The organism is Tengunoibacter tsumagoiensis (assembly GCF_003967535.1).
GTDB classification, from domain to species: domain Bacteria; phylum Chloroflexota; class Ktedonobacteria; order Ktedonobacterales; family Ktedonobacteraceae; genus Tengunoibacter; species Tengunoibacter tsumagoiensis.
Genome location: NZ_BIFR01000002.1, coordinates 1,107,429 through 1,131,160 on the forward strand (window position 1 = coordinate 1,107,429; position 23,732 = coordinate 1,131,160).

20 protein-coding genes and 1 pseudogene are annotated in these 23,732 nt (G+C 51.1%); 7 read left to right on the forward strand and 14 right to left on the reverse strand.

Annotated elements, in window-relative coordinates; translation table 11 throughout:
* Nucleotides 1–130: 130 nt before the first annotated feature.
* The gene (locus EL628_RS24835; RefSeq protein WP_126582690.1) at nucleotides 131–1,585 is read left to right on the forward strand and encodes a hypothetical protein; all 1,455 of its coding nucleotides are present in this window, start codon (nucleotides 131–133) and stop codon (nucleotides 1,583–1,585) included.
* Between the two features lie 81 nt (nucleotides 1,586–1,666).
* On the opposite strand, the gene EL628_RS24840 is transcribed toward EL628_RS24835, so the two are convergent.
* From EL628_RS24840 to EL628_RS24850, 3 genes are all read right to left on the reverse strand, one after another.
* Nucleotides 1,667–2,737, reverse strand: a complete 1,071-nt coding sequence (locus EL628_RS24840) for a hypothetical protein (RefSeq protein WP_245994429.1) — start codon at nucleotides 2,735–2,737, stop codon at nucleotides 1,667–1,669.
* A gap of 378 nt (nucleotides 2,738–3,115) precedes the next feature.
* Nucleotides 3,116–3,658 carry a dihydrofolate reductase family protein gene (locus tag EL628_RS24845; RefSeq protein ID WP_126582691.1) on the reverse strand — a complete coding sequence of 181 codons (543 nt, stop codon included), beginning with the start codon at nucleotides 3,656–3,658 and terminating at the stop codon, nucleotides 3,116–3,118.
* 180 nt (nucleotides 3,659–3,838) lie between these two features.
* Nucleotides 3,839–4,888, reverse strand: coding sequence for an aldo/keto reductase (locus EL628_RS24850; protein ID WP_126582692.1), 1,050 nt, complete (start codon nucleotides 4,886–4,888; stop codon nucleotides 3,839–3,841).
* 164 nt (nucleotides 4,889–5,052) lie between these two features.
* On the opposite strand from EL628_RS24850, the gene EL628_RS24855 reads away from it, so the two are divergent.
* Nucleotides 5,053–5,487: a MerR family transcriptional regulator gene (locus tag EL628_RS24855; RefSeq protein WP_126582693.1), complete on the forward strand. Its 435-nt coding sequence runs from the start codon at nucleotides 5,053–5,055 to the stop codon at nucleotides 5,485–5,487.
* Between the two features lie 63 nt (nucleotides 5,488–5,550).
* On the opposite strand, the gene EL628_RS24860 is transcribed toward EL628_RS24855, so the two are convergent.
* Complete coding sequence (locus EL628_RS24860) at nucleotides 5,551–6,147, reverse strand: NUDIX hydrolase (protein WP_126582694.1); 597 nt, start codon at nucleotides 6,145–6,147, stop codon at nucleotides 5,551–5,553.
* Between the two features lie 612 nt (nucleotides 6,148–6,759).
* Between EL628_RS24860 and EL628_RS30645 the strand changes: the two are divergent.
* Nucleotides 6,760–6,879 (forward strand): annotated as a pseudogene (locus EL628_RS30645) (chaplin); the annotation flags it as partial.
* On the opposite strand, the gene EL628_RS24870 reads toward EL628_RS30645, so the two are convergent.
* A complete protein-coding gene (locus tag EL628_RS24870; protein WP_126582695.1) occupies nucleotides 6,869–8,179 on the reverse strand; it encodes a winged helix DNA-binding domain-containing protein in 1,311 nt (436 codons plus the stop codon). The pseudogene EL628_RS30645 and the gene EL628_RS24870 overlap by 11 nt on opposite strands.
* 300 nt (nucleotides 8,180–8,479) lie before the next feature.
* On the opposite strand from EL628_RS24870, the gene EL628_RS24875 reads away from it, so the two are divergent.
* Nucleotides 8,480–9,085 (forward strand): dihydrofolate reductase family protein, encoded by a 606-nt coding sequence (locus EL628_RS24875; RefSeq protein ID WP_126582696.1) that lies wholly within the window; start codon nucleotides 8,480–8,482, stop codon nucleotides 9,083–9,085.
* A 548-nt stretch (nucleotides 9,086–9,633) separates the two neighbouring features.
* Here the strand turns inward: EL628_RS24875 and EL628_RS24880 are convergent.
* Complete coding sequence (locus tag EL628_RS24880) at nucleotides 9,634–10,086, reverse strand: NUDIX domain-containing protein (RefSeq protein ID WP_126582697.1); 453 nt, start codon at nucleotides 10,084–10,086, stop codon at nucleotides 9,634–9,636.
* Nucleotides 10,087–10,471: 385 nt separating this feature from the next.
* Between EL628_RS24880 and EL628_RS24885 the strand changes: the two genes are divergently transcribed.
* The gene (locus tag EL628_RS24885; protein ID WP_136626722.1) at nucleotides 10,472–11,275 is read left to right on the forward strand and encodes a hypothetical protein; all 804 of its coding nucleotides are present in this window, start codon (nucleotides 10,472–10,474) and stop codon (nucleotides 11,273–11,275) included.
* Nucleotides 11,276–11,281: 6 nt separating this feature from the next.
* On the opposite strand, the gene EL628_RS24890 is transcribed toward EL628_RS24885, so the two are convergent.
* From EL628_RS24890 to EL628_RS24900, 3 genes are all read right to left on the reverse strand, one after another.
* Nucleotides 11,282–11,854, reverse strand: coding sequence for a GNAT family N-acetyltransferase (locus EL628_RS24890; protein ID WP_126582699.1), 573 nt, complete (start codon nucleotides 11,852–11,854; stop codon nucleotides 11,282–11,284).
* Between the two features lie 149 nt (nucleotides 11,855–12,003).
* Nucleotides 12,004–13,767: an ABC transporter ATP-binding protein gene (locus tag EL628_RS24895; protein ID WP_126582700.1), complete on the reverse strand. Its 1,764-nt coding sequence runs from the start codon at nucleotides 13,765–13,767 to the stop codon at nucleotides 12,004–12,006.
* A complete protein-coding gene (locus tag EL628_RS24900) occupies nucleotides 13,764–15,509 on the reverse strand; it encodes an ABC transporter ATP-binding protein (RefSeq protein ID WP_126582701.1) in 1,746 nt (581 codons plus the stop codon). The genes EL628_RS24895 and EL628_RS24900 overlap by 4 nt, the downstream gene beginning before the upstream one ends.
* A gap of 257 nt (nucleotides 15,510–15,766) precedes the next feature.
* On the opposite strand from EL628_RS24900, the gene EL628_RS24905 reads away from it, so the two are divergent.
* Complete coding sequence (locus EL628_RS24905) at nucleotides 15,767–16,234, forward strand: macro domain-containing protein (protein ID WP_126582702.1); 468 nt, start codon at nucleotides 15,767–15,769, stop codon at nucleotides 16,232–16,234.
* A 157-nt stretch (nucleotides 16,235–16,391) separates the two neighbouring features.
* Here the strand turns inward: EL628_RS24905 and EL628_RS24910 are convergent, their stop codons facing one another.
* The 5 genes from EL628_RS24910 to bioF all read right to left on the reverse strand — a co-directional run bounded on the left by EL628_RS24910 (nucleotide 16,392) and on the right by bioF (nucleotide 22,049).
* Nucleotides 16,392–17,633, reverse strand: a complete 1,242-nt coding sequence (locus EL628_RS24910; protein ID WP_126582703.1) for a beta-ketoacyl-[acyl-carrier-protein] synthase family protein — start codon at nucleotides 17,631–17,633, stop codon at nucleotides 16,392–16,394.
* Complete coding sequence (gene bioB / locus EL628_RS24915) at nucleotides 17,620–18,633, reverse strand: biotin synthase BioB (protein ID WP_126582704.1); 1,014 nt, start codon at nucleotides 18,631–18,633, stop codon at nucleotides 17,620–17,622. The genes EL628_RS24910 and bioB overlap by 14 nt, the downstream gene beginning before the upstream one ends.
* A 5-nt stretch (nucleotides 18,634–18,638) precedes the next feature.
* Nucleotides 18,639–19,364 (reverse strand): dethiobiotin synthase, encoded by a 726-nt coding sequence (bioD, locus tag EL628_RS24920; RefSeq protein WP_126582705.1) that lies wholly within the window; start codon nucleotides 19,362–19,364, stop codon nucleotides 18,639–18,641.
* On the reverse strand, nucleotides 19,357–20,712 hold the full coding sequence (gene bioA, locus EL628_RS24925; RefSeq protein WP_126582706.1) for an adenosylmethionine--8-amino-7-oxononanoate transaminase: 1,356 nt from the start codon (nucleotides 20,710–20,712) through the stop codon (nucleotides 19,357–19,359). Before bioA ends, bioD begins: the two co-directional genes overlap by 8 nt.
* A 143-nt stretch (nucleotides 20,713–20,855) precedes the next feature.
* The gene (gene bioF / locus EL628_RS24930; RefSeq protein WP_126582707.1) at nucleotides 20,856–22,049 is read right to left on the reverse strand and encodes an 8-amino-7-oxononanoate synthase; all 1,194 of its coding nucleotides are present in this window, start codon (nucleotides 22,047–22,049) and stop codon (nucleotides 20,856–20,858) included.
* 202 nt (nucleotides 22,050–22,251) lie between these two features.
* Here bioF and EL628_RS24935 point away from each other — a divergent pair, with 202 nt between their 5' ends.
* Nucleotides 22,252–23,730 carry a glycosyltransferase family 87 protein gene (locus EL628_RS24935; protein ID WP_126582708.1) on the forward strand — a complete coding sequence of 493 codons (1,479 nt, stop codon included), beginning with the start codon at nucleotides 22,252–22,254 and terminating at the stop codon, nucleotides 23,728–23,730.
* Nucleotides 23,731–23,732 lie beyond the last annotated feature (2 nt).

A 23,732-nucleotide genomic window follows, 5' to 3' on the forward strand; every position in this document is an offset into this window, starting at 1 on the left:
AAATTTTATCTGGCATGGTTCAAATGGAGTGAGAACCATGTGACACATGAGCGCGACGATTGACAAAAAGAATCCCTGAGAGATAAGGTGATTTTGACAAAAAAAACAACACTGTTCTCAGGGAGGAAACATGAATCATTGTAGCACGATTGAGCAGCGCGTTGATATCATTTCTCAGATGTTGGCCCAGCCAAGTCATGGATTGGTGAGTCAGTTGAGCCGAACGTATCAGGTGTCCCGTCAGACCTTGTATCGGTGGGCGGCAAGCGGGCGCAAAGCGCTGCATGAAGCGATGGGTGCACCGCTGGTCCCACTGAAGCAAAAAACGTCGCTTGCCACACTGGTTCTGACCTTGTTGATCGAAAACCACGCCAGGTATCGAGGCATCCAATCGACGCTCAAACGGTTGCATGGCATACGCATCAGCATAGGAAGCATTTGCACGATCATCCAAGATGCGGGGCAACGTGCGCAAGCGTGGATGAACCGACAACGTGCACAAGCACCACGAACCTTGGCTCTCGATGAGCAATACAGTAGCCAGCGCGGCAAAGCCTATCTCAATGTCATTGATGTTCACAGCGGACAAGTGTGGGCGAGCATCCCTCCCGTGGCGGTCGATGGCGAAAGCTGGACGCTGGTGTTGTGGTCGTTGAGCGAACAAGGCATTGAGCCCGTTCACACCGTCAGCGACGGAGGCCGGGCCATTGCTGACGCATTGAGCCATCTGGAACTCGACCAGACCCATCAAAGAGATGTGTGGCATCTCTTTCACGTCGCGGCACAAGTTCAAGGGCGTCTTGAGCGAGCTGTGAAAGCCGAACAAGACCGCCTGCCAGCGCTGCAACGGCAAGCCGAACGCGTCGCGGCGGGAAAACACATTCAAGGAAGACCATCGGGCAGAACGCTGCACCAACAGCACATCGTCCTGGCTCAAATGCAATCGGTTGCCGATGCGGTGCGCTATCTGTGTGAACAGTTGCATGCGTTGTTGGATGTGGTCGTGTTGCATGATGGGGCTATCATGAGCAGTTCGTTTCGAGAACAGGAACTGCAAACCATCGTTGCCCTGCTCGACGAGGTGGCGATGCTGGCGCAACCGGGCTTGCAGCAGCACCTTGCGATGCTGAGTAAGCAACTGCGTTTGGCCTTGCCTCATGCCTTGTTGTTTGCCCGACTGCTCGATGGCAGCCAGGAGCAGGCGCTTTCGCGGTTGGGCTCTCAAGCCGTCGCGTTGCTGGCATGGGCATGGCAGCGGCGAAGCGTGCTTGGCCCAAGCAGCCAGGATCTCTTGCGTGATCTTCCATCGCTGTGGCAAGCGCAAGCTTCCCTTCTCTTTACGGCTTGGGATCGAGCGGTTCGAGCCAGCAGTGCGGTTGAAAATTGGCACAGCATTGTGCGGCCTCATTTGGCCGTTCATCGCACGCTTTCTGCAGGAATGCTTGCACTGCTGGCTGTTTGGCAGAATCATCGGATTGCACCTCGTGGACTTCATGAGGGGCTCTCCCCTTTACAACGAACAGGATCGACCGAAGATCAGCCTGATTGGCTTGCCGCGTTGGGCTATCCTGTTCTTGTCGTTTGACTGTTCAAAAGTGTCACATGGTTTTGAACCATGCCTTACGACAAAAAAGACATATGTACCAGAAACAATGGTACAGCCACACTAAACGGTGGATGAGCACAAAATGACTTTGCGTGGTCTCCTCCGCGGTCGTTTTGGCTGATGAGGATCAGGCAACGGCTTGATCCGTTTGCGCCCTCGTTTTTTCGGCTCTTGCCAGGCTTCGGGTGGGACTTTGTACGTGAACAACTCAACAAGACTCCAGAGATGATCGGTGAAACCGCTCGCCATGGCAGGACTGATCTGTTGATCCTGGGTGCTCAACTGCTGGTGCGGCCAGCACAGATTGTAGGTGACTCCCAACAAAAACATGCCGTGATGTACGGTCTCAAGCCGAGAGGCTGCATGCCGGCATTTGCGAGTGAAATTGGCCAGACGCTCTCGCATGGTCCCATTCAATCGTTCAATGGAAGTCGTGTTGAGTATCTGACATCCAGGGGTTTCTTGTAAGAGCTCCTGTGCTTTCTGTGGATCACCATGCGGCAAACGTCGCTCCACCTCGACCACGTGGTGCTTATGCTGATGTTTCATCACTTGCCCAATCACCAGGTTGGACCAGATTTCTAAACAACACCGTCCTCTCCCACTCGCTCGCTTGATTTTTGAGCGAAAGGTACGCTCAATACTGTGCGGATAGGCTGGCCAGCCATCCACGCAAACCAGGATCGCGCTGATATGCTTGCTCCACTGACGAACCTGCGCAAACAAACGATCCGCTAAGCGTGCGTTACGCGTTGGCTGCACGACGCCAGCTAACCAGAGTCGTGTCGGAACCAGCATGGCGAGGGCCATCCAGATCACCTGTTTTCTCCCTTTGACGCGAATTTCATCGGCTTGCACATGACTGAGAGTGAGATCGGCTTGCTGCATCATCATTTCATGCACCTGTTGGCACTGTTTTCCCGCTCGATCTCGCCACAGAGCAATGGTTCGTTCATCCAAGCCAAAGGCTTTGACGATGGCTTGCACCGGACAGCCATAAGCGAGCAACGTGACCACAATCACAATGAGTGCGGTCGGCTTGCGCAGCCCTTCGAACATGGTTCCTGTTCGCGAGGTAAACGTTTTTTTGCAGATCTTGCAACAATAGCGTTCTCGTTGGCGATCATGCACCACACTGTTTCCTTGCCCTGTTTGGCCTCTTGCAGAATACGCCAAATTGGGGCAAAATTGGAGAGACGCGTTCATCGGCTTGATGTTTTTTGTTTGCATAAAAAAAGCATGCCGTGTAACGCGTTATTTTTTAAGCCCCCTTTTCTCTTTCACCTTTTAGTGTTGCTGTACCCTTGCTTGAGCAATGTATAAATATGGTAGGAAAAGCCGTCTGCTTTTGCCTGGCTTCTGAGTTTGAGAGGAATGTTTTCGCATTTATTCCCTGAGAACTTCTTTTTGTGTCATTGTATGTGATGATACCATAAAAAATCCCCCCATTATGCTCGTAATATGAACATGACGAGGGGATTAATAGTAAAAGGACCCACTTGAGACTATCTATGCCTTTACTGGTTGGTAGGTGAGGATCACTGTGCCTGTCCTGGTTGCCTTGGTGGAGATAAGTTTCAGCCTCTTAAGGCTCTCTCCATCTTCGAAAAGGCGCTTTCCCTTCCCCACAATCACCGGATGGACCATAAGGGTCAGTTCATCTAGCAATCCTTGTTCAAGCAGCGAGTGGACAAGGGTTGGACTGCCAGCCACGCCAATGTCCTTTCCGGGCTGCTGCTTGAGTGAAGCCAGTGCCTCGGCGGGATTTTCGTTGAAGAGTGTCGAGTTGTTCCACTCGACGCTTTTCAAGGTGCTTGAGACGACATATTTGGAGATGGTATTAATATAGCTGGCGAAGGGCTCATCAGTAGATGTAGGCCAGTAGGAGACCCATTCTTCATAGGTCACTCTTCCCAGAAGCACAGCGTCCTGAGAATTGAGCTGTGCCGTCAGCGCTTCCCCCATGTCCTCATCAAAGTGTTCTTGCCATGTATTAGGAGCTTCAACAACGCCATCAAGCGAAATAAACAAACCCGATACAATTTTTCTCATCTGTTCTCCAATCTATAAAAGCTACGAGGAGTCTCTCCTTCTGGTGCTATGACACATGGAAGAGTATATCTCACGGGATAGAGGTTGTCTTGTAGAAAAACGAAAGCCGCTCTGCTGTGACGAAGGAGGCGTCATCGAAGCGATCCCTGGCACCTCATCATACTCACTCAATCTTCTCCTTTATCGTGTGGCAACTTCCGTCTGACTAATTTGAGCATGTTCTTCTGGAGTTAAGCGCCAACCGAGTGCTCCAGCATTTTCGCGTGCCTGGCGGGCATTCTTGGCACCAGGAATAGGGATGATGCACTCGTCTTTGGTCAGAAGCCAGTTAAGCGCGATTTGCGCGATGGTTTTATCATGTGCATGGGCAATCTCCTCCAGGATCACAAACAGTGGCTCTATTTTCTTGCGCTGCATTACACGAGGCGTTGAGAACAAACGCCGCCAGGCAGGAACTTCCCCTTTGGTATCTCCGGTCAGATCGAGTCGAAGGAAGAGACTCAACATCCTGCGTGTATTGGCTGGCATCGAGACGTCCGCGCTGCGATATTTGCCAGTCAGAATGCCCTGTTCCAGCGGACTGTAGGCGATCAGTGCGACCTCCAGTTCCCGACAGGCATCCAGCACTCCATTGGTTTCGGGGTAGCGATGCAAGAGGCTGTAGCGAACCTGATTCGACGCCAGAGGAATCCCGTATTGGGCGAGTCTCGCATGGGCTTGCCGCATTTGGGTAGCGCTGTAGTTGCTCACTCCAACCGAGCGCACCTTCCCAGCCTGGACGGCTTCTGCCAGCACATCCATCAGGTCGTCCACCTTGAGCACCGGTGACAGCGTATGGATTTGATAGAGATCGATGCAGGGAACCCCCAGACGCTCCAGACTCTGGTCTAAGGCTTGCAGCAAGGAACGTGCCGATGAACGCTGGCGGGCCATATGAGAAAAACGCGTGAGCGGTGGCGCAAATTTGCTTGCAATGGTGATGGGACGGCCATCTTCGCGGTACTGCTCTCCAAGCAAGCGCTCTGACGCACCGTTGCCATAGACTTCCGCCGTATCAAAGAAGGTGAAGCCAGCATCCAGGCTGGTGCGGTAGGCCTGGATGATATCTTCCTGGGTGTGTGATTGACCATAGTTCCACCAGGTGGTATCACCCCAACTCCAGATACCAACCCCCATGGCTGGGACAACCAGACCTGATGTTCCTAATTTCCGTTGCTCAATCGTATTCATGTTTTCTCCTCTCAAACGTTGGTTTGTTCTTGCTTGGCTGGATAGCCTTCGTGTGATTGATGATTGTATTCATCTCTCTTCTTGAGCCCTTTTGCCTTGTTTCTGTTCAGAGTGTAAACTGTAGAGTAGACTCTATAGTCAAGTCCCTTTTGGAGGAGTTTGCGATGTTGATCAAAGAATTGGAAAAAAAGACCGGTTTGACGCGTCATACCATTCGCTTTTATGAGAAAGAGGGGTTTCTTGAGCAGCGCTCGATCCGTCGTGGGAAAAATAACTATCGGGACTATTCCGAGGATGCAGTTGCCTATCTCATGATGCTCAAGGCAGGTCAGGCGGCAGGATTTACGTTAGCAGAACTCAAAGAGCTGATCCAGGCAGATGAGGCAAATGAACTTCCTCTGCAAAAGAAGGTTGAGCTTATTCGCCAAAAGATGAAGGAGATCGAGAGAAAAAAAGCCGAATTGGACCAGATTCAAACGTATCTCGCACAGATGTTAGCACACAAGGTGGCATTAATGGATGTTGAGGAAAAAGGGGATGCGCGAGAGGAATACCTGCGCCATGCCAGTGTGTTGATAGACGCTCTTTCCTCTCCCTAAATTGTGCGCCGCCTCATCTCAAAGGGAGACTGAGCCTGCATGCAATCCCAGGGGAGATGGCTTTTAGCGGCGTTCTTGTGAGGTCCTGCCTTCCAAACATGCCAGAGCTAGAGGCAGATAGGCCCGGTCTTCTGGCCCCAGAGCGAGCGCTTCTAGCTGGTTGATCGGATAGAAGGCTGCCCCCAGTTCATAACCATCGACCTCTCGCATGTCAGGGTGATAGCTATCGGCCAGTGCACAGTAGATCAGGTGAAGATTGTGTGGATAAGGATAAGGTGGATAAGGATAGGCCTGAAGGAGATGGCGAAAGCCAATAAGATAGGGAGTCTGGACGGTCCAACCGCTCTCCTCCTGGAGTTCACGCCTCAAGGTTTGTTCAAACGTCTCGCCAGCTTCACAGTGTCCACCTGGCAGGAGATGATAGCTATGTGGGTCCTGGATCGCCAGGACCTCATTTTCACGCAGGACGAGACAGCGAACTGAGGTCACGTAGTCTTTTGCCTGTGGAGGGAGTTCCTGATTTGCGTAGCTCGTTATGCGCAGTTGCGCCCCACCCCAGGTGACATCTCTTTGATGCAGAAAACTGCTTCTCTGTACATAAGATAATAATTCAGTATGAGTTTCTTCAGGATGTTCAGAAATAGATGAAGATGTATTCATAGTCTTATTATGAGCTTTCGTATGGCTGGGTGTCAAGCTCTGTGTAAAGCTCTCTCAAGAGGCAAATGAGAGCATCTCCGTAGCCTTCTCCACATTCTGAATACGAATGAAAAGTGTCAGGATAAGAATAGACAGGTAGCATCCCGGTAGCATCTCATTGGTAGGTGGTGACTCTTTCATGAGTTTCTATTGATTTGCATTTTGAAGCACTATCTATGACTCTTTCTAATAGAAAATCATATAAAATTGTGTTAAACTTATTACAATGGTGTGGTGTGCTTTGGATAAGGGGTGGTATATATGAGAAATATTCTGTGCTGCACTCTTCTCGTTTTTTCTCTCCTTGCTTTACATTTTCTTGCTTTCCCTTTTACACATGTTTATGCGTCGAGTGTCTGTGCTTCAGGGCTCAAGGAGGTTGATTCGGCTGCAATTAATGATGCTGAGACGGGCAGGCGTATGGGTACCTTGACGCTCTGTGAAGCAGCAGGGAAAGATGGGGCGGTGTCGGTTGAGGGCGTAGTTCGAGCCAATCATACAGACACCGAGATTGGTCTTACGATAACGGAGAAACGAGCAACGGTAGATAATGAGACGTGCGTGGACTGCAAAGTTCTCAGCGGTAATCTTCTTCAGGCCCCTGTGCATGTTCCCATCAATGTGTGCGGAAACACTGTGAATGTTATCGCACTTCTGAATCCAGCCTTTGGCAATACCTGCATCAATAAATAGCACTGGTAGCCGTTGAGGTGATAGCAAATAGCGTCTGCACCTTTTTTTCGAGAAACTCTCCATAGCGTTGAGAAGCTTGTAAGATAGCCTGCATCTGTTCATCGTTGAGCGATAGAAAGAGATTGAGCTCAACGATGACAGTCTCTTTTTTGAGCGTTCGTTTCCAGGTCCCGATAATCTGGCCATTGAGTACAATTGTATTGGTAAAGAGGACATTGCCACGTGTATCAAGTCTGTCTGTGTGTGCGAGATCAAAGATGGCGCTCCGGTCTGTATAGCCGACGACATACTCATCATAGTTTGGCAGAAGATACGCTATCTGAGCCTGTCTGAGGGTTGCTGGCTGCGATGGTGCGAACCAATAGGTCTGGCCGTCGATACTGTCAGAGACCAGATCGGAAGCGGCCATGGCGAGACCTGCTTTGACATCTGTTATGGTCAGCCCTGACCACCAGGCAAAATCTTGCACAGTTGCTGGTCCGTGGCTGGTAAAGTAGCGGCGCGTAAAGTGTGCCAGCGCCTCATCGCGATCAAGCCGTTTCGTCTGAGGAGCGCGTTCATCCAGCAGGGCATAGGTGAATTGCTTTCCTCGCCGTGGTCCACTACAGATGATGCCATCAAGCTCGGCCTGCATCATGAAGAGGGTGCTCTGAAGATCTTCCTCAACGCGAATACCAGCTTGCTTTAGATGAGCGACGAGTTCTGGTCGAGTGAGATAGTTTCCGCCCTCCAGTGCTCGGGTGATGATGTCATTGCTGCGCAGAAAGGTTGCATGATCGAGCAAAAGCTTGCGACAGAGAGAGCTATTAAGAGCCATGACGCGATGGGCTGTGAGTGCAAGGAGCCAGCGAATGTCTGCAGGTGTGACGAAGTGCCAGGTGGGTCGCATTACATGCGTACGCAGGATTGTGCCAGCATCGAATGCTCTGTCAATCTCTTGCTCTGTTGCCTCTGGTATGCGGAGGGCCAGGGCCCATTTAGCCGCTCCATAATCTTGCGCCTGAACGGCCACCAGCCAATCAACAGCTGCGAGCGCATCTGAAAAAAGCGGACGACTGATCCCTTGATGATCAAGGCGCTGCTGTACTAACGCTGTTCTGTCCAACATACGTTGAAATCCCCCCTGTGCTGATATGTGACCTGGCTCGATCAGATCACGTTCTCTCTCGTTACTCTCTACAGTATAGCCGGAAAGCAGGACAGAAACCGTCCTTGTTTTGGGGGTTGTGCCACAAAATCGGGGGCGAGCTCGAAGCAGCGATACGTGGCTGTTGCCAATCGTCGTTGAGTCAATCAACATGGAGTGCCACCATTGCCGTGGGATTGATGCGCTTCTTAGGAGAGCGACTTCCGCCAGTGCCCATGCCTGGATTGAGGCAAGCTACATCGGCGCGTTAGCTGATCTTTCCCGACAAGAGCAGGTCCGAGGATGGAAGCAACATCCGCATTACCGCTTTCGTTCTCAGCTCATAGAAGAGAGATAGGTACAGCTTGCAAAACAATCAATGTTCTTCATCACTCATGCCGAATGCAAGAGGGAAAGAAATGAAACAGCGATGAACATCTGTGGTCAGCAACCAGATAGGAGAGGAAATAGGTCATGAGAAAAGTTATTGCACTCGAATTCGTCACCCTTGATGGGGTCATACAAGCTGGAGGAGGGCCAGAGGAAGATACCAGTGGTGGTTTCAAGTATGGCGGGTGGCAAGATCCCTATTCTGATCATGTTCTTGGAACCGTTATGAAGAAGCAAATGAGCATGCCGTTTGATCTCTTGTTAGGACGCACAACCTTTGACATTTGGGAATCCTACTGGCCGTACCATGTGGACCAATGGCCCAGTGTCAGTACAGCGACCAAGTATGTCGCCTCCAATACCCGCACTTCTAGCCAATGGCAGCCTTCCGTGTTTTTCGGCGGCGATATTACGGAAAAAGTCAGCCAACTTAAGCAAGAGTCGGGGCCAAATTTGCACGTATACGGCAGTGCGCATCTCCTTCAGACGCTGATGAAGCATGATTTAGTCGATGCATTCTGGCTCAAGATCTATCCGCTGACGTTAGGGAGTGGAAAAAAGTTATTTACCGATGGCACCATCCCAGCGGCGTTCAAGATGACGGAGAGCCACATCTCCCCAAATGGTATCATCATCGTGAATTACGAGCGTGCAGGCGCGGTGACAGCCGCAACAATATCCGCTTCCTGACATCCCTGAGGTCTCGCGAATCCTCCTCATAACCACATGATACTTGAGCCGTATCTCACGGCTCAAGTATCATGTGGTTGCCCATTGCTGCAATGACTAGAAATGGCGTATCGTCATTCGCTTCTCAAGCCAGTGTCTGGAGGTTCGCAAGGTCAATTCTCAGATTCCACGCTATTTACCAGCTATTTGAGCAATGTTTAACTGAACAACTGAGAGAGAAAGCAATTTTGAGAACAGCTCCATCTGTTCAATTGAATGGATGGAGAACAACAGCCCATGAAATATCAGCAACCTGATTGCGCTTGTCATCATTTCCAGTTGGTTGGGCACTGATAATGCAACTGGGAATCTATTTGGTGTCTGTTGTCTCGTTTGTACATCGACTTTGCCATACTGTCATAAAGTAGAAAAGACGCCCTCTCACTATGGGAGGACGTCTTTTCTACTCTTGTTTTGGTGGTTCTGCCCAAAATCCTGGGATAAAATCACTTTTGGGTGGAACCAGTTTTGTTTGAGCGAATGAGATTGGCCAGAAGGGTGATTATTCCTCATTCGAACCGGAGATGGTTTTCTTCATTGCGCTCTCTCTTGAAGGCGGCCTTCACTGCCACAAGGGGATGGTAATGCAAAGATTGTAATTCCTCCCAGGAAAACCAACGAGGCGTTTTGTCCCCCAGGGACGCAAAAGGATGATTAGCCTCCGCAGTGACCTGCCCTCCCAGAAGGGTGCCTAAAAAAGTGACGGTGATGCTATGCCAGGGTTGCTCTGGCTTGATAACTTCACTCACGTCGAGCAGATAATCGATCGACGCCCGCAGCCCTGTTTCTTCAGAAAATTCCCGAAGAGCGGCCTCTCTCAAAGATTCGCCGAAATCAACTCCACCCCCAGGGAGATGCCATTGTACTGATCCGACGTCTGTTCCATAATGAGGCACCATAATCAATGTATGCTGATCAAAGACTGCAAGACATGCACGTACTCTGATAGGAGGATTATTCATGCTATTGCGGCTCCCTCTCTGGCTGAACCTGCGTTCTCCTATTTTTTACTGACCAGTTTACCATATTTATGCGTACAAAGGCATATTTTAAATGAACGGGTACTTCTAGCCATATCTATGCCATTGATTCACTAGCAGACAAATTGAGACGAAGTGTATAGGAAATCAAATAGATATATCTGACTATGCAAGCGAGCAAATATATGTCATAATAGGTTGGATTGTCTTATATAACGTAGCATACGTAAAAAATATGAGGAATAGAAAAACTATGCAGTGCGGTCTTTGCGGTCATAAGATATCTGAGGGTGAGAGCGTTTGTCCACAGTGTCAGGTATCTGTTCAACCATTGGCTGCCCCTATTGAACAGGGGCAGCCAGTGCCAATGGTTAGAACGGCACCAATTCTCCCAGTCTCGCCTAAAAGGCATCTCAATTTCTGGATCTCGCGTATCATAGCCTTGATTATTGTAATCGCGATAAGTGTGTGTAGCCTCTCTTCCTGTTTGTATTTGCAATACGGCCAGAATATTCAATCATTCATGAACAATCTCAGCAAACAAGTTCAATCATCTCAGCTCTACTACGCCTCTACTGATCCACAAACAATCTATTCCCGCGTGACTGGTAAAGCCTCGGATGATACCGACCCATTAAGCGACACAAATGTCAGCTATTGGCATACCACTGATCCTGGTGCTGCAGATCAGTCTGCTACCTGCCTGTTTAAGGATGGCTCTCTCCATGTGACTATTCAAACTCCCCAGGCGCTCTTTTATTGTACATCGGGTCAGGTCTATAAACAATTTGCTTTTCAAGTGAATTATGCAATTCTACAGGGACTGGGTGGTGGAATTGTGTTTCGCACGTCGAATAGTGATCATACCTATTATCTCTGGAACCTTGATACCAGTGGGGCCTATCGATTGATGGTTATCAGTAACAATCGCCTTGTCTCAGTGTTACTGGAAGGCAAGCATATCTCTTCCTTTAAGACTGGCTACAATCAGGAAAATGTCCTCACTGTTATCGCTTATGATTCGATGATTCTGCTCTATGTCAACAAACATTTTGTCGATCGTGTGAAGGATAACAGTTTTGCCAGTGGAGAGATTGGCCTGCTTTCCTATAATGGCGATACTACCACGGATGTAAGCTTTACGAATGCGAAGGTCTGGCTCCTTTCCTAGAATTTGTTACTGTTTGGGTGCATGAGCGCCAGGGATGCGAAAGATGGTCTCATGATGAGTATAGAATTCTGTTTTGAGAAGACCAAAGACGTGCATATCCTGGCGCACTCCATTATGGATCTCGTGCTGACGAAGAATCCCTTCGCGCTGAAATCCGACCTGCTCCATCAAGCGGAACGAACGCGTATTAAAACTATAGATTTCGGCATAGACGCGTTCAAGCCCTCGTACCGTAAAGGCATAGTCAAGTAAGATTTGTAATGCCGTCTTCCCAATGCCACGTCCCCATAGCTGTTTCTCACCAATGAGGATTCCAACCGCTGCCCGTTTCTCCTCAAGATCGATGAGTGCTAACTGGACAAAACCGATCAGACGCTCGTCAAACTGAATACCAAACGTGGCCATATTTTCTGAGGGATTGGTAATCCGCTGCTCATAGATCTGCTGAAAGGCTGCCCGAGACCGTCGTGGGCTCCAACCCGAGAGCATATTGAGTTCATGATCCAGATCCCAGGTGTACAGTAAAGGGATATCCTCAAATTCCAGTGGGCGAAGCGTAACAGTATTGAGTGAAAACATTTCGTTCTCCAATTTTTTACGGCTATTGTATCAGAATAATTCCTGAATATGCGAGTGTTTCAGTGGGAGGTATGAACAGACGCTATTAAGAAGAACGGGTCACTACAAGCGAGACCTTCTTTTAGCCAAATAATGTTTTCTGATTCTCGTCATTCCGACCCCTGCCAGATACACTGCATCTCTTGACTGGTCGTGAGTAATTGTTCAAGTGAGCCAGTAGCTTCAATCCGCCCCTGTTTCAAGACGATGATCTGATCAGCCCGCTGCAGGACCGAGCGGCGGTGTGAGACGGTGATGCAGGTCTGTGTTCTGGTTGCTCTCAGCCGATCCCAGAGGAGTTGCTCTGTCTCAACATCAAGAGCGCTGGAGAGATCATCACACACGATCAATGCAGGCTGACGAACGAGCATACGTGCCGCGGCCACGCGCTGGATCTGACCACCGGAAAGCTTCACCCCTCGCACCCCAATACGTGTATCCAGCCCATGCTCAAGTGCCGCAATATCGTGATCCAGAACAGCGGTATGGATGGCTGCCTGGAGCTCATTGGTGTGCTCGGGGAGACCGAGCAGGATATTCTCACGTATGGTGTCACTAAAGAGGTGAGGAACCTGGGCAGTGTAGGCACTGCGTCGCGGGATGAAAAATGCAGCTGCGTCTGCAATAGAATGATCGTTCCAGGTGATCTCGCCTGCATCGGCTCTCACCAGACCGAGGAGCGCGAGCAAAAGTGTTGTCTTGCCCGCGCCGATACGCCCGGTAACCACGGTCAACGTCCCACCCTCAATGCAGATAGTGATATCTGCAATCCCTCTGCCTGTCTCAGGATAACGATAGCACAGATCACGCACGATCAGTCGCTGCAAGGGAGGGACAACTGGCTGGAGCGCAACAGGTTGCTCTGGCTCCTCATCAACCTCATCATGCATATGAAGGTCATGATGTGCCACCAGCAGGTGGCTCGGCGCGCCCTGGAAGACATTGACCATCCGCTCAAAAGAGATGCGTGCCCGGGTCTGCTCAGCAAGTATGCTGCCAATATCGGTAAAGAAATCGCTAACAATGGCCAGATACGTGAGAAAGATAACCAGATCACCGGGGCGGAGCTGACCCGCTGTCTGTGAGAGCGCAGCGAGGACCAGAATCAGTGCCGTACCGATATCACCCACATTGCCAAAAAGGGCATCCAGAGCACCTGAGAGCAGGCGATCTTTCACCATCGAGGCACGACGCTGCATGTTCAGTGCGTGAAAGTGAGCAATCACGTGCGGTTCTGCTCCCGCAACCTGGATGGCCTGGACCGCCCCGAAGATCTCGCCAATGGCTCCCGTCACATTACTGGTCGCGGTACGGCTGGCCCTGCGATACTTCTCCAGACCCTTCTGTGCTTGCCGTGCCAGTACGACGATACAACAAAGCGGGAGAAAAACGAGGAGCGTGATGAGCACATTGACCCGCAACAGGATGATGAAGACAACAGAGGTATACACGATGAGCGCGCAGGTTTCTCCGAGATGGCCGAGCAGATCTACCACAATGGCCGTATCGTCGCGAAAAGAGCTGATTGTGTTGCCAAGCGAATCGAGGAGAGCCTGGGCTCCAGGTCGCTCCAGGATGTGCTTGAAAAGATTGTGCTGCAACAGGGCTTGTGTGCTAAAATCGAAGCGGATCGTACCAGATGTTCCGAAGTTGACGACAATGAGACGGATGGCGATCGCAACCAACCAGGGAAGGAAGAGCATAAACAGCGCAGGTGTCACCTGCGTATGTTGGGGGAGCATGTTGAAAAACGCCTGGATCATCAGGCCAAAGACGATGCGCTCACCATAGCAGACGAGCATGATGAGCGGCCTGCAGACAGCGCTGACGGGACGATAGCAGACCAGTCGCCACAAAAAGCGCACATTCCTCATGCTAAAACCTCCTCCAGGCCAACTTGTAACAGGTGAAAGAAACGCGAAGAAACATCATGTGCGAGCTTATCGTAAGAGCCATATTCGAGCACTGCGCCATCTTCCAGAATGAGAATCTCATTGGCCCGTTGGATAGTGCTGAGACGATGGGCGATCACGATGGCCGTACGACCGTCGAATAATGTGTCTAGCGCTTTTTCCAGCAGCGCTGCTGTTGCTGGATCAAGACGAGACGAGGCTTCATCCAGAATAATGATCCCTGGATCCTGTAGAAAGACCCGTGTAAATGCCAATAATTGTGCCTCTCCTGCTGAGAGGGCACCCGTGGGCAGTACCGTGTCCAGGCCTGTCGGCAAGCTCTGGTACCACGCAGAGAGGCCCAGGTTCTCGAGGGCTGTCAGAATACGTTCGTCGGAGATCCCACGATTAAAAAAGGTCAGGTTATCACGGACACTGGCCTGGAAGAGTTGGACATCCTGTGTCACCAGGCCGATATGCTGACGGAGCGTCTGCAGGTGTGTCTGTTGGACTGACACACCATCGAGACGAACACAGCCTTGTTGGGCATCGTACAACCTGAATATCAGCCGCGCGAGGGTTGTTTTCCCACTTCCCGTCCGCCCTAAAATACCGAGAACCTGCCCGGGTTGGACCGCAAAGGTCAGATCACGCAGCACGGGTACATCACCCTCATAGCCGAATGTGACATGTTCAAACTCCAGCGCAAGCGGACCACGCCCAAAGGTCGCCCCTGACCCATCATGCAGCCGCGAAGTGGTAGAGAATAATTCATAAATGCGCTGAATACACGCTTCGACTTGTTGGAGATCCTGAAGTTGTGTCTGAATAGTCCAGATTGGTCCAACCAGCATAAAGGCATACGTATACATAGCAAAAATGGTGCCAATGGTAATAGCGGCTGGATTGAAACTGCGCAGATATGCACCGAGTATCAATGTGAGCACGAGGCTGCTCGCAATTACGGCAAAGTTGACAAGGAATATCCTGGTTTCGCTCATACGTGCCTTGTAGGTGATAGGAAACCAGGTATGGAACTGCCGCAGAAAACGACGCAGTACCGTTGTAGTGGCCCCATTGGCGCGGATCTCGGCTGTTCCCTCCAGCCGTTCGCCCAGGAAACCATAGAACTCTGCGCTGGCTTGCCGTTGAGCTACCCAAAGAGGGATGAGACGTCGGCGCATCACCATCAACATACTGAGAAAAATAAGCGCATACACACTTGCTCCCAATCCTGCGCGCCAATCAATCCGAAAGAAGATCGCCAGGATACCACACAGCAAAAGGATGTTGCCGCCGAGCTGAATAATGAGGCGCGAAAAAAAATGAGAGAGCGTATCGACATCGCCATCAATGCGTTCAATCAACTCGCCAGGGGACCGTTCTTTGTGAAAAGAGAGGTCTAGCGACAAACAATGCGCCACCAGATCAGTACGTAACTGGTTCGTTGCCGTCCAGGCAATAGATTCACCCAGATAGCTATCTGCGACTGCGATCCCCTGATTGAGCAGGGCAAAGCCAATAAACGAGCAGGCTATTAAGAGGAGGGTCAGTGAGACACCATGTGCCAGGGCTGTATCGATAAAGAGCTTCAGAAGCTGTGGCTTGAGTAATTGCAAGCCAGCATTTCCAAACAAGAAGAGAGCCAGAAAAAGACTCCCCACCCATTGTGGTCTGAGATACCTTGCAAGAAGCGCAAAGTAGCGCCTGAGCAGAACAAGCACATTCTTCTCCTATAAGTTGATTGAGGGTTCTATCTACAGGTATGACAAAAGAAAACTGCCCTTTGCAAGTATAGACTCAATACCAGCAAAAAAATCGTCCATTTGCACGATGCCAAAAGCATGTAGCTGTGATATACTATGGGTGTAAGGAAAGATCTACTGGATGAGGAGTGAAAAGGATGTTTTGTAACTACCTTGACCCGGTCCCCCTTGCCTGTGGCATGGAGGTCCCTTTGTTCACAGATATGAGGTGATGTATGGCAACGCTCTCTTATCGCAAAGATGACATCTTCAACTCAGCAGCCCAGGTGATTGTTAATCCTGTGAATTGCAAGGGTCACATGGGGAAAGGTCTTGCGCTGGCTTTTAAACAAAGATATCCAGACATGTTTGCCGTCTATCAACAAGAGTGCCGCGAGGGGAAACTGCGCATTGGCCAGCCGAGCCTCTACAAAGCGAGTACGCCCTGGATCCTCAATTTTCCGACAAAAGACCATTGGCGCGACGACTCAAAGGTTGCATACCTTGAGGAAGGTCTTCGGTATGTTGTCGACCACTACAAAGCGCTCGAGATCCAAAGTATTGCCTTTCCTAAGCTGGGAGCAGGGCTGGGCAACCTCTCTTGGAACGTGGTCGGACCGCTTATGGTCACATATCTCAGCCTGGTAGACAGTGATGTCTTCATCTACATAAGCGAGGAAGATCAAGAATACCTCCTGAAGTAACTTCCCTCACGTCGTGGCAATGTCTCGCAATTGTCGCTACCTGAGCGAAACCTGAGTAGTGACGATGTTTTTTGCTCGTTAAATATGTTTGCAGCTATCATATCAGAATACTTCCTGAATACGCGAGCGTTTCAGTGGAAGGGATGAACAGGCTCTGTTAAGAAGGACTGGTCAATACCAGGGAGACATTGTGTCCTCCGAAACCAGCTGCATTTGAGATGATGGTATGAAGTGGATAGGGACAGGCTTCTGCCAGTATCTTCAGTGAGCCACATGCAGGATCAGCCTGCTCGCTATTGAGCGTTGGGGGAAGTGTTTGCGTCCGCAGAGATTGTATGGCTGCGATGGCCTGGATGGCACCGGATGCTCCCAAGGTATGGCCTACCGCAGCTTTGATCGCCACGACTGGTATGGCTGGCAGCGCCTGACCAAAGGCATGGGTAAGGGCCATCGCTTCGGCTCGATCTCCCTGGACTGTTCCCGTTGCATGGGCAAAGATAGCATCGACCTCCCGTGCAGAGACATCGGACTTGCTCATAGCCCGTTTCATCGCCTGAGCGAGATGTGTGCCCGATAGATCGGGACGTGTCTCATGCGAAGCATCGATTGTCGTACTATAGCCAGAGAGCTCTGCGTAGATAGAGGCACCGCGAGCCAGAGCATGCTCATAGTCCTCTAAGACCAGAATACCGGCCCCTTCGCCCAGCACGAAACCATCCCGGTGCAGATCAAACGGGCGACAGGCCTTCTGAGGCTCACCATTGCGCGTGGAGAGCGCCCGAGCAGCCTGATCTCCAACCAGCGTTAAAGGGGTGATACATGCTTCAGTCCCGCCGCAGAGCATCGCAACCGCATCCCCACGTTTGATCATTTCAGCCGCCTCGCCAATGGCTTGAGCGCCAGTTGCGCAGGCGGTGTTGAGGCCATAACTGGGACCATGAAGATCAAACTGCCGAGCGATCTGCATCGCCGCCATATTACTAAGCATCCGTGGGATCAGACGTGGACTGACTTTTCCAGGTTCGTTGGCAAGAATATGGGCAAGCCCTTCGATTAGACTCTCTTCACCGCCATGGCTCGAACCAACCAGCACACCAATCTGATAAGGGTCCAGCGTACCTCGCTCTAAGCCTGCGTGCTGCCACGCTTCCAGCGCGGCAATGAGCCCGAGCAAAGCGAAACGAGCAAATCGTTTGAGCTGTGTGGCCTCGATGGCAGACGGAAGCTCTAACTGGCGAACTTCCGCAGCGATCTGTACCTGGTAGGGGGTGGCATCAAAGTGCGTAATTTTTTCGATGCCACAGTGGCCTGCGCAGAGATGATGCCAGAAGCTCTCTACGCAGTTGCCCAGGGGCGTCACGGCCCCCATGCCAGTAATCACCACTCTACGCGTGGACATGGGCCTCGCTCGTTTGCTCGCTATTGTCGGAATGTTCTTCAAGCTCAAAGCCCATATCTTTGATCATCTGCCAGGTATCCTGATAATCCTGGCCCGGGGTTGTGAGATAGCCGGAGACAAAGACAGAATTGGCCGCGTAGAGTGCCAGCGGTTGGAGTGAACGCAGATGCTCCTCGCGTCCAGCCGAGACGCGGATCTCCTGGCGCGGATTAACCAGACGCATCAGACAGAGAATACGCAGGCAGTCGTACGGTTGCACATAGCGGTGTTGGGCAAATGGTGTGCCTTCAATCGGTAGCAGAAAGTTCACCGGAATGGATTGTGGCTCCAGTTCGCGGAGCGCCAGCGTCACGTCAATGATATCATCTTCACTTTCGCCCTGTCCAAAGAGCACCCCGGAGCAGAGTTTGAGACCAGCCGTACGGGCGGCCTGAAGGGTATTCAGGCGATCCTGATACGTATGGGTCGTACAGATCTCAGGATAATAGTTCTCACTGGTGTTCAGGTTATGATTGAACTGTTCCACACCCGCTTCATAGAGTGCCCGAGCCTTCTCTTCAGTGATCAGCCCAAGGCTACAGCAGATCGAGATATCGACCTCTTCTTTGATGCGGCGAACAGCCTTCGTCAAGAAGGAGATCTCACGGTTATTGGCTCCGCGCGTGCTAATGACGATGCAGTAGCGTTTGCTCTTTGCTTCTTTCGCTTTTCTTGCTCCCTCGAGGAGCTTCTCCATACTTACCAGAGGATAGCGTTCGATATTGGCACTGGAGATACTGGATTGTGAGCAGTAGTGGCAATCTTCTGGGCAGATACCACTTTTGGCATTAATCAGCATGTGGAGATGGACCTGTTTGCCACAGAATTGCTCACGAACGCGATAGGTGGCGCTCAGGAGATCAAGGATCTGATTGTCAGGACAGTGTAAAACACTGAGACACTCTTCGCGTGAGAGTATGTCACCAGCAATTGCTTTATCGGCCAGGGCTTGAAAGCTCATTATCTTTACCTCTCTTCACCTGTTAAGGAAAGTTGCGTTACAATAGTTTGAAGATCGATCTGTGTACTCTGGTGTAGCAGAGTATCGTGTCTCCGTTCTGCTGCGTATGGGATCACTCCTATTAACGGAGCGCGCCCCCAGCGTTTGAGTGCCTCGACATTGCTGTTCTGGGATACATCCTCTATCTCAGCAGACAGGGTATTGAGAATAATTCCCAGAACGCGACAGCGTTGTGCCGCAACGGTTACCGTTAAAGCAGTATGATTGATCGTTCCCAGGACATTGCGCGCGACCACCAGTATCGGCAGATCAAGCTGTTCTGCAAGATCGAGAAAGGTCGCTTGCTCCGTGAGAGGAACGAGGAGTCCACCGGCCCCTTCGACAAGAACGATATCATAGCGCTCGGCCAGCTCGTGATAACAGTGCATAATTCGTTCTGGATCAATCTGCCTGCCTTCATGCTCGGCTGCCACGGCGGGTGCCAGTGGTTCCAGAAATGTATAGGGAGTAACCAGCTCTTGCGGAGCTGTACAGCCAGTAATCTGACGCAGAAAGAGCGAATCCTGTGGTTGTAGTGCACCATCAACCACCGGGCAGCCCGTTTCGGCTGGTTTCATAACCCCCACCTTCCAACCAGCCTGTTGCAGTGCAAGCGCTAACATAGCGGTCACCTGTGTTTTGCCAACGCCTGTATCGGTCCCGGTAATAAAGAGTCCTTTGCCTCTACTCATCTGCTAATTTCTCCGCTACACTCTGGATCGCTTCGCCCGTCACCTGTATCAGCAGCGCCAATTCCTGTTCTGAGATAGCCAGTGGTGGCATAAGCACCAGCACATCCGAGAGAGGACGTAGAATAACCCCCCGTCTCCGAGCCTCTTTAATCACCAGACTCCCCACCTTCTTTTCAGCGGGGAACGGCCTCTGGAGATCTTTCTGCTGCGCTAACTCGATGCCCGCAACAAAGCCATACTGACGGATATCTGCTACAAGAGGAAATGCTCTTAACTGCTCCAGACCCTGCGTTAACTGCTCGATGCGTGGCTGGAGACGGTGAAGTGTCTGCTCCTGCACAAAGATATCCAGATTCGCAAGGGCAGCCGCACAGGCCAGGGGATTTCCCGTATAGGTATGACCATGATAGAACGTGCGTCCAGGCCCCAGGAATGCCTGGTAGATCTCTTCAGTCGCCAGCGTTGCAGCCAGTGGAAGATAGCCACCAGTAATACCCTTGGCCAGACCCATAATATCTGGCTCAATCCCCTCATGCTCACAAGCAAACATCGTACCAGTGCGACCAAAGCCTGTTGCGACCTCATCGACAATAAAGAGTGCACCATGACGTTTTGTCATCTCCCAGACAGCCCGGGTATAACCACGTGGGTAGATACGAATGCCGCCAGCTCCCTGAAATAATGGTTCTATCACAACACCCGCCAGTTCATGACCATGACGAGCCAGCACACGCTCCAGCTCATCCAGACAGGGCATATGGCAGTCGGTACAGGAGGGCTGATTGCCGCAGGTACAGGGGACCGTCGAATCAACGGTGATAGTAGGAAAGAAGAGCGAGGTGTAGGCATGGCGATAGATCTCCATGCCACCAATACTCATGGCACCTACGGTATCGCCGTGATAGGCATTGGTAATCGAAAGGAAATAGGTACGCTGGGGTTGATTGCTCTGTTGCCAGTATTGGAAAGCTTGTTTGAGCGCAATCTCCATAGCGGCGGCCCCGGTATCGGAATAAAAGACCCGGCTCAATCTGCCTGGTGCCAGTTCAATAAGCCTTTTTCCAAGCTCAATCGCCTTTGGGTGGGTGAGGCCCAGCATCGTGGTATGAGCGACCTTATCAAGCTGCTGGGTGATTGCGGCATTGATGAGTGGATGGCGATGCCCATGGAGATTGGCCCAGAGCGATGAGACCCCGTCCAGATAGCGCTTCCCTTCCTGATCAATAAGATAGCACCCATCCGCATCGGTAATCACTAACTGCGGTTCGGCCTCCCAATCCTGCTGTTGCGTAAAGGGATGCCAGAGATAGCGTTTATCGTCAAATTCTAACGAATGTTCAGTGGGCATGGTATGGTCCTTCCTGTCTAAGATTGTTCGTCGCTTGCCAGACGAGACGTTTATGAAAGGGGCTCACCATCTGGCATGAAACCTCCATTTTCAGACGAGACGTTTCTGAAAGAGGCTCATCATCCGGCATGAAACCTCCATTTTCAGACAAGACCCATCTGAGAGCCAACTTTTTTGATGATGTCCAGTGCAAAGAAGAGATCCTCATCGGTATGGGACGCCATCAAACTGAAGCGGAGCCGTGATGCTCCCATCGGGACGGTTGGCGGACGAATCGCCACCGCATAGAGTCCCTCTTCGCGGAGGTGCGCCGCCATGTGCATAGTGCGTTCCGCATCACCGATCAGCAAAGGAATGATATGAGTGGCTGAGGCGAGCGTATCAAAACCCAACTGCTGTAAGCTCGTACGAAAAAACGCTGCTTTCTGCTGGAGGCGTCCTGGAAGGTCTGGATCTTCTTCAAGCAGATCCAATGCAGCCAGACTGGCGGCGAGATCGGCAGGCGGAAGAGATGTTGTAAAAATAAATGGTCGTGCCACATTGATGAGAAAATCCTTCATCAAGGTGGTGCCACTCATAAAGGCTCCAATGCTCCCAAAGGCTTTACTCAATGTACTGATGGTAAGAATATTTTCATGGGCCGATTGAGGGAGTTGGGCGACCAGGCCACGGCCAGCAGGGCCCAGACAGCCAGATGCGTGCGCCTCATCGACAATCAGAAATGCTTGATACCTCTCACAGAGCGCAGCTATCTCAGCCAGGGGAGCCAGATCGCCGTCCATACTAAAGACGCTATCGGTTACCACAAATGTTAATCCACGCTGCCCGCTTGTAGAGCACTCTTCAAGCTGCTGCTGTAAAGCGATGAGAGAACAATGGGCATAGGTTCTGGATTGGGCTCCACTTAAGCGGCAGCCATCGATAAGGCTGGCATGGTTGAGCTCATCGCTAAGAATGATGTCGCGTGGCCCGGCGAGTGCGGCGATAATTCCGACATTGGCTTGATATCCACTGGTGAAGAGAAGCGCCTGCTCATGACCTTTAAAGGCGGCCAGACGTGCCTCAAGTTGTTGATGAAGAAACGTACTGCCAGCGATCAAGCGAGACGAACCAGTTCCGCAGCCATACTGTTCAATGGCAGCGCTGGCGGCCTGTTTCAGGTGAGGATGATCGGCAAAGCCTAAATAATTATTGCTACTGAGATTGAGGAGTTTGTGTCCATCGACCGAGATCCAGGGGGTTGAGCCATGGGAAAGAGGAGAGAGCTGTCGGAAGAGGTGGCGATGGCGGATCGCGTGCAGACGTTGCTGCATAAATTCCTGGGCCGTTCTTTTCATCTTGCGACTTTTCCAATCTAAGACGCTGGTTAGTGACGAGCTTGCAATTGCTGTTCTGATCTTAGCATAAGCTGTCAATACGAGCAGTCATGGCTGTAAATAAGTACTGTTTTGAGACGTGATAAAGAATGAAGCAGCGATCCCCGGCAGACGGGGAGCAGCTTCTTCCCAACACTGTATTGTAGAGAAAGTGACGACATACATGACGCAGAGTATTACCGCGCCGTATCGAGAGACTCCTCCATCTTCTTATCGTCATCCCTGGAGAACATCGGCTATCCTGGGACTGCTGTTGCTTCTCTCTCTTGGATGTGCCAGTGTTTTAGCGCGTATTGCTCATCCAGGGGACACGAAGGATGGCCTCTTTTTAGGGCTCTGGCTCGTGAGCTTTCTACCCTATCTGGCAGCCTGCCTGCTGATAGTGAGGACAGGGCCAGCCGTCGGCAAATGGAGATGGGTCGAATGGGGATGTCTTATCGCTGGCGCGCTTCTTTTGCGTGTGATATTTATTCCTATCGATCCTAATCTCTCGCGTGATTCCTGGCGATACGTCTGGGATGCTCGCATCACCCTTCATGGGTATAGTCCTTTAGCGACAACACCCAATAATCCCATCTTTGTGCAATGGCAGGATGTTATTTATCAGAACAGTCGCTATCGAAATGTTCCCAGCCTGTATCCTCCCACGGCCCAGGGAATCTATGTCTTAAGCTATCTGCTCTTTCCCAGTAATCTCTATGGCCTCAAGGGCATTTTTATGCTGTTCGATCTGGGGTCCTGTGTCTTGTTGGCACTTCTTTTACGACGCCAGGGCCTTGACCCCCGGCGCGTCATTTTTTACGCCTGGTGCCCTCTGCCGATTGTTGAGTTTGCGATGCAGGGCCATGTTGATGTCACGACGATCACCTTTATGCTCCTGGTCTTCTGGTTTGATCCCATTCAGAAGCCATGGGGCCGGATTCTCACGGGCTTCTTTATTGCTATGGCAACAATGACAAAATTCTATCCATTGTTGCTCTTGATTGTCGTCTGGAGGCCAAGGGACTGGGCTCTGCTCGCCTCTTGTTTTGGCAGCATCGTATTAGGATACATTCCATTTCTCGTGTTGGGCCACGGCCAGGTTGTTGGCTTCTTCTCACACTATGCCAGCGAGCAGGGTGGAAATGCAGGACCGATCCAATTGACCTCCTATCTATTGGGCCTCCTCTTCTTGCGGCGCAACATGCCGTGGATTCTTTCGCTTCAGACGCTTATCAATCTGGCCGTAGTGAGCGCCGCCGTCGTGATTGTCTGTATCCAACGAATGCGCGGAAAGATCAGTAAGGAAGGGGCCTGTCTCGTCCTGATTGTGAGTGTGTTTGCCTGCTCCTCCCATGTGTTTCCCTGGTATGTGGCGGCCCTTGTCCCCTGGCTCCCCTTTGGCATTGGCTCTTTGTGGGCACAGAGAAGTGACCAGCAGAAGCGACCGCTTCATACACGTTCTATAGCCTATGCCTGTGGCTGGTATTTTGCCTGCATCAGTGTGATTGGCTACTTTTGTGTGACCCCCAATCAGTGGTATGCGTATGATCTCGTAACCTATGGCGTTGTGTGCATTGGACTCGGCTTTATTCTCTGGTATGAGCGAGAGAGCATAGCTGAGACTGTGAAAAATTGGAGCTCTCTTCGTGACAAGAGGTAGTG

Excerpts from the sequence above, each read along its gene's own strand:
- EL628_RS24835 (WP_126582690.1), top strand. The coding sequence starts at position 131 with ATGAATCATTGTAGCACGATTGAGCAGCGCGTTGATATCATTTCTCAG.
- EL628_RS24845 (WP_126582691.1), bottom strand. The coding sequence starts at position 3,658 with ATGAGAAAAATTGTATCGGGTTTGTTTATTTCGCTTGATGGCGTTGTT.
- EL628_RS24850 (WP_126582692.1), bottom strand. The coding sequence starts at position 4,888 with ATGAATACGATTGAGCAACGGAAATTAGGAACATCAGGTCTGGTTGTC.
- EL628_RS24855 (WP_126582693.1), top strand. The coding sequence starts at position 5,053 with ATGTTGATCAAAGAATTGGAAAAAAAGACCGGTTTGACGCGTCATACC.
- EL628_RS24860 (WP_126582694.1), bottom strand. The coding sequence starts at position 6,147 with ATGAATACATCTTCATCTATTTCTGAACATCCTGAAGAAACTCATACT.
- EL628_RS24870 (WP_126582695.1), bottom strand. The coding sequence starts at position 8,179 with ATGTTGATTGACTCAACGACGATTGGCAACAGCCACGTATCGCTGCTT.
- EL628_RS24875 (WP_126582696.1), top strand. The coding sequence starts at position 8,480 with ATGAGAAAAGTTATTGCACTCGAATTCGTCACCCTTGATGGGGTCATA.
- EL628_RS24880 (WP_126582697.1), bottom strand. The coding sequence starts at position 10,086 with ATGAATAATCCTCCTATCAGAGTACGTGCATGTCTTGCAGTCTTTGAT.
- EL628_RS24885 (WP_136626722.1), top strand. The coding sequence starts at position 10,472 with ATGGTTAGAACGGCACCAATTCTCCCAGTCTCGCCTAAAAGGCATCTC.
- EL628_RS24890 (WP_126582699.1), bottom strand. The coding sequence starts at position 11,854 with ATGTTTTCACTCAATACTGTTACGCTTCGCCCACTGGAATTTGAGGAT.
- EL628_RS24895 (WP_126582700.1), bottom strand. The coding sequence starts at position 13,767 with ATGAGGAATGTGCGCTTTTTGTGGCGACTGGTCTGCTATCGTCCCGTC.
- EL628_RS24905 (WP_126582702.1), top strand. The coding sequence starts at position 15,767 with ATGGCAACGCTCTCTTATCGCAAAGATGACATCTTCAACTCAGCAGCC.
- EL628_RS24910 (WP_126582703.1), bottom strand. The coding sequence starts at position 17,633 with ATGTCCACGCGTAGAGTGGTGATTACTGGCATGGGGGCCGTGACGCCC.
- bioB (WP_126582704.1), bottom strand. The coding sequence starts at position 18,633 with ATGAGCTTTCAAGCCCTGGCCGATAAAGCAATTGCTGGTGACATACTC.
- bioD (WP_126582705.1), bottom strand. The coding sequence starts at position 19,364 with ATGAGTAGAGGCAAAGGACTCTTTATTACCGGGACCGATACAGGCGTT.
- bioA (WP_126582706.1), bottom strand. The coding sequence starts at position 20,712 with ATGCCCACTGAACATTCGTTAGAATTTGACGATAAACGCTATCTCTGG.
- bioF (WP_126582707.1), bottom strand. The coding sequence starts at position 22,049 with ATGAAAAGAACGGCCCAGGAATTTATGCAGCAACGTCTGCACGCGATC.
- EL628_RS24935 (WP_126582708.1), top strand. The coding sequence starts at position 22,252 with ATGACGCAGAGTATTACCGCGCCGTATCGAGAGACTCCTCCATCTTCT.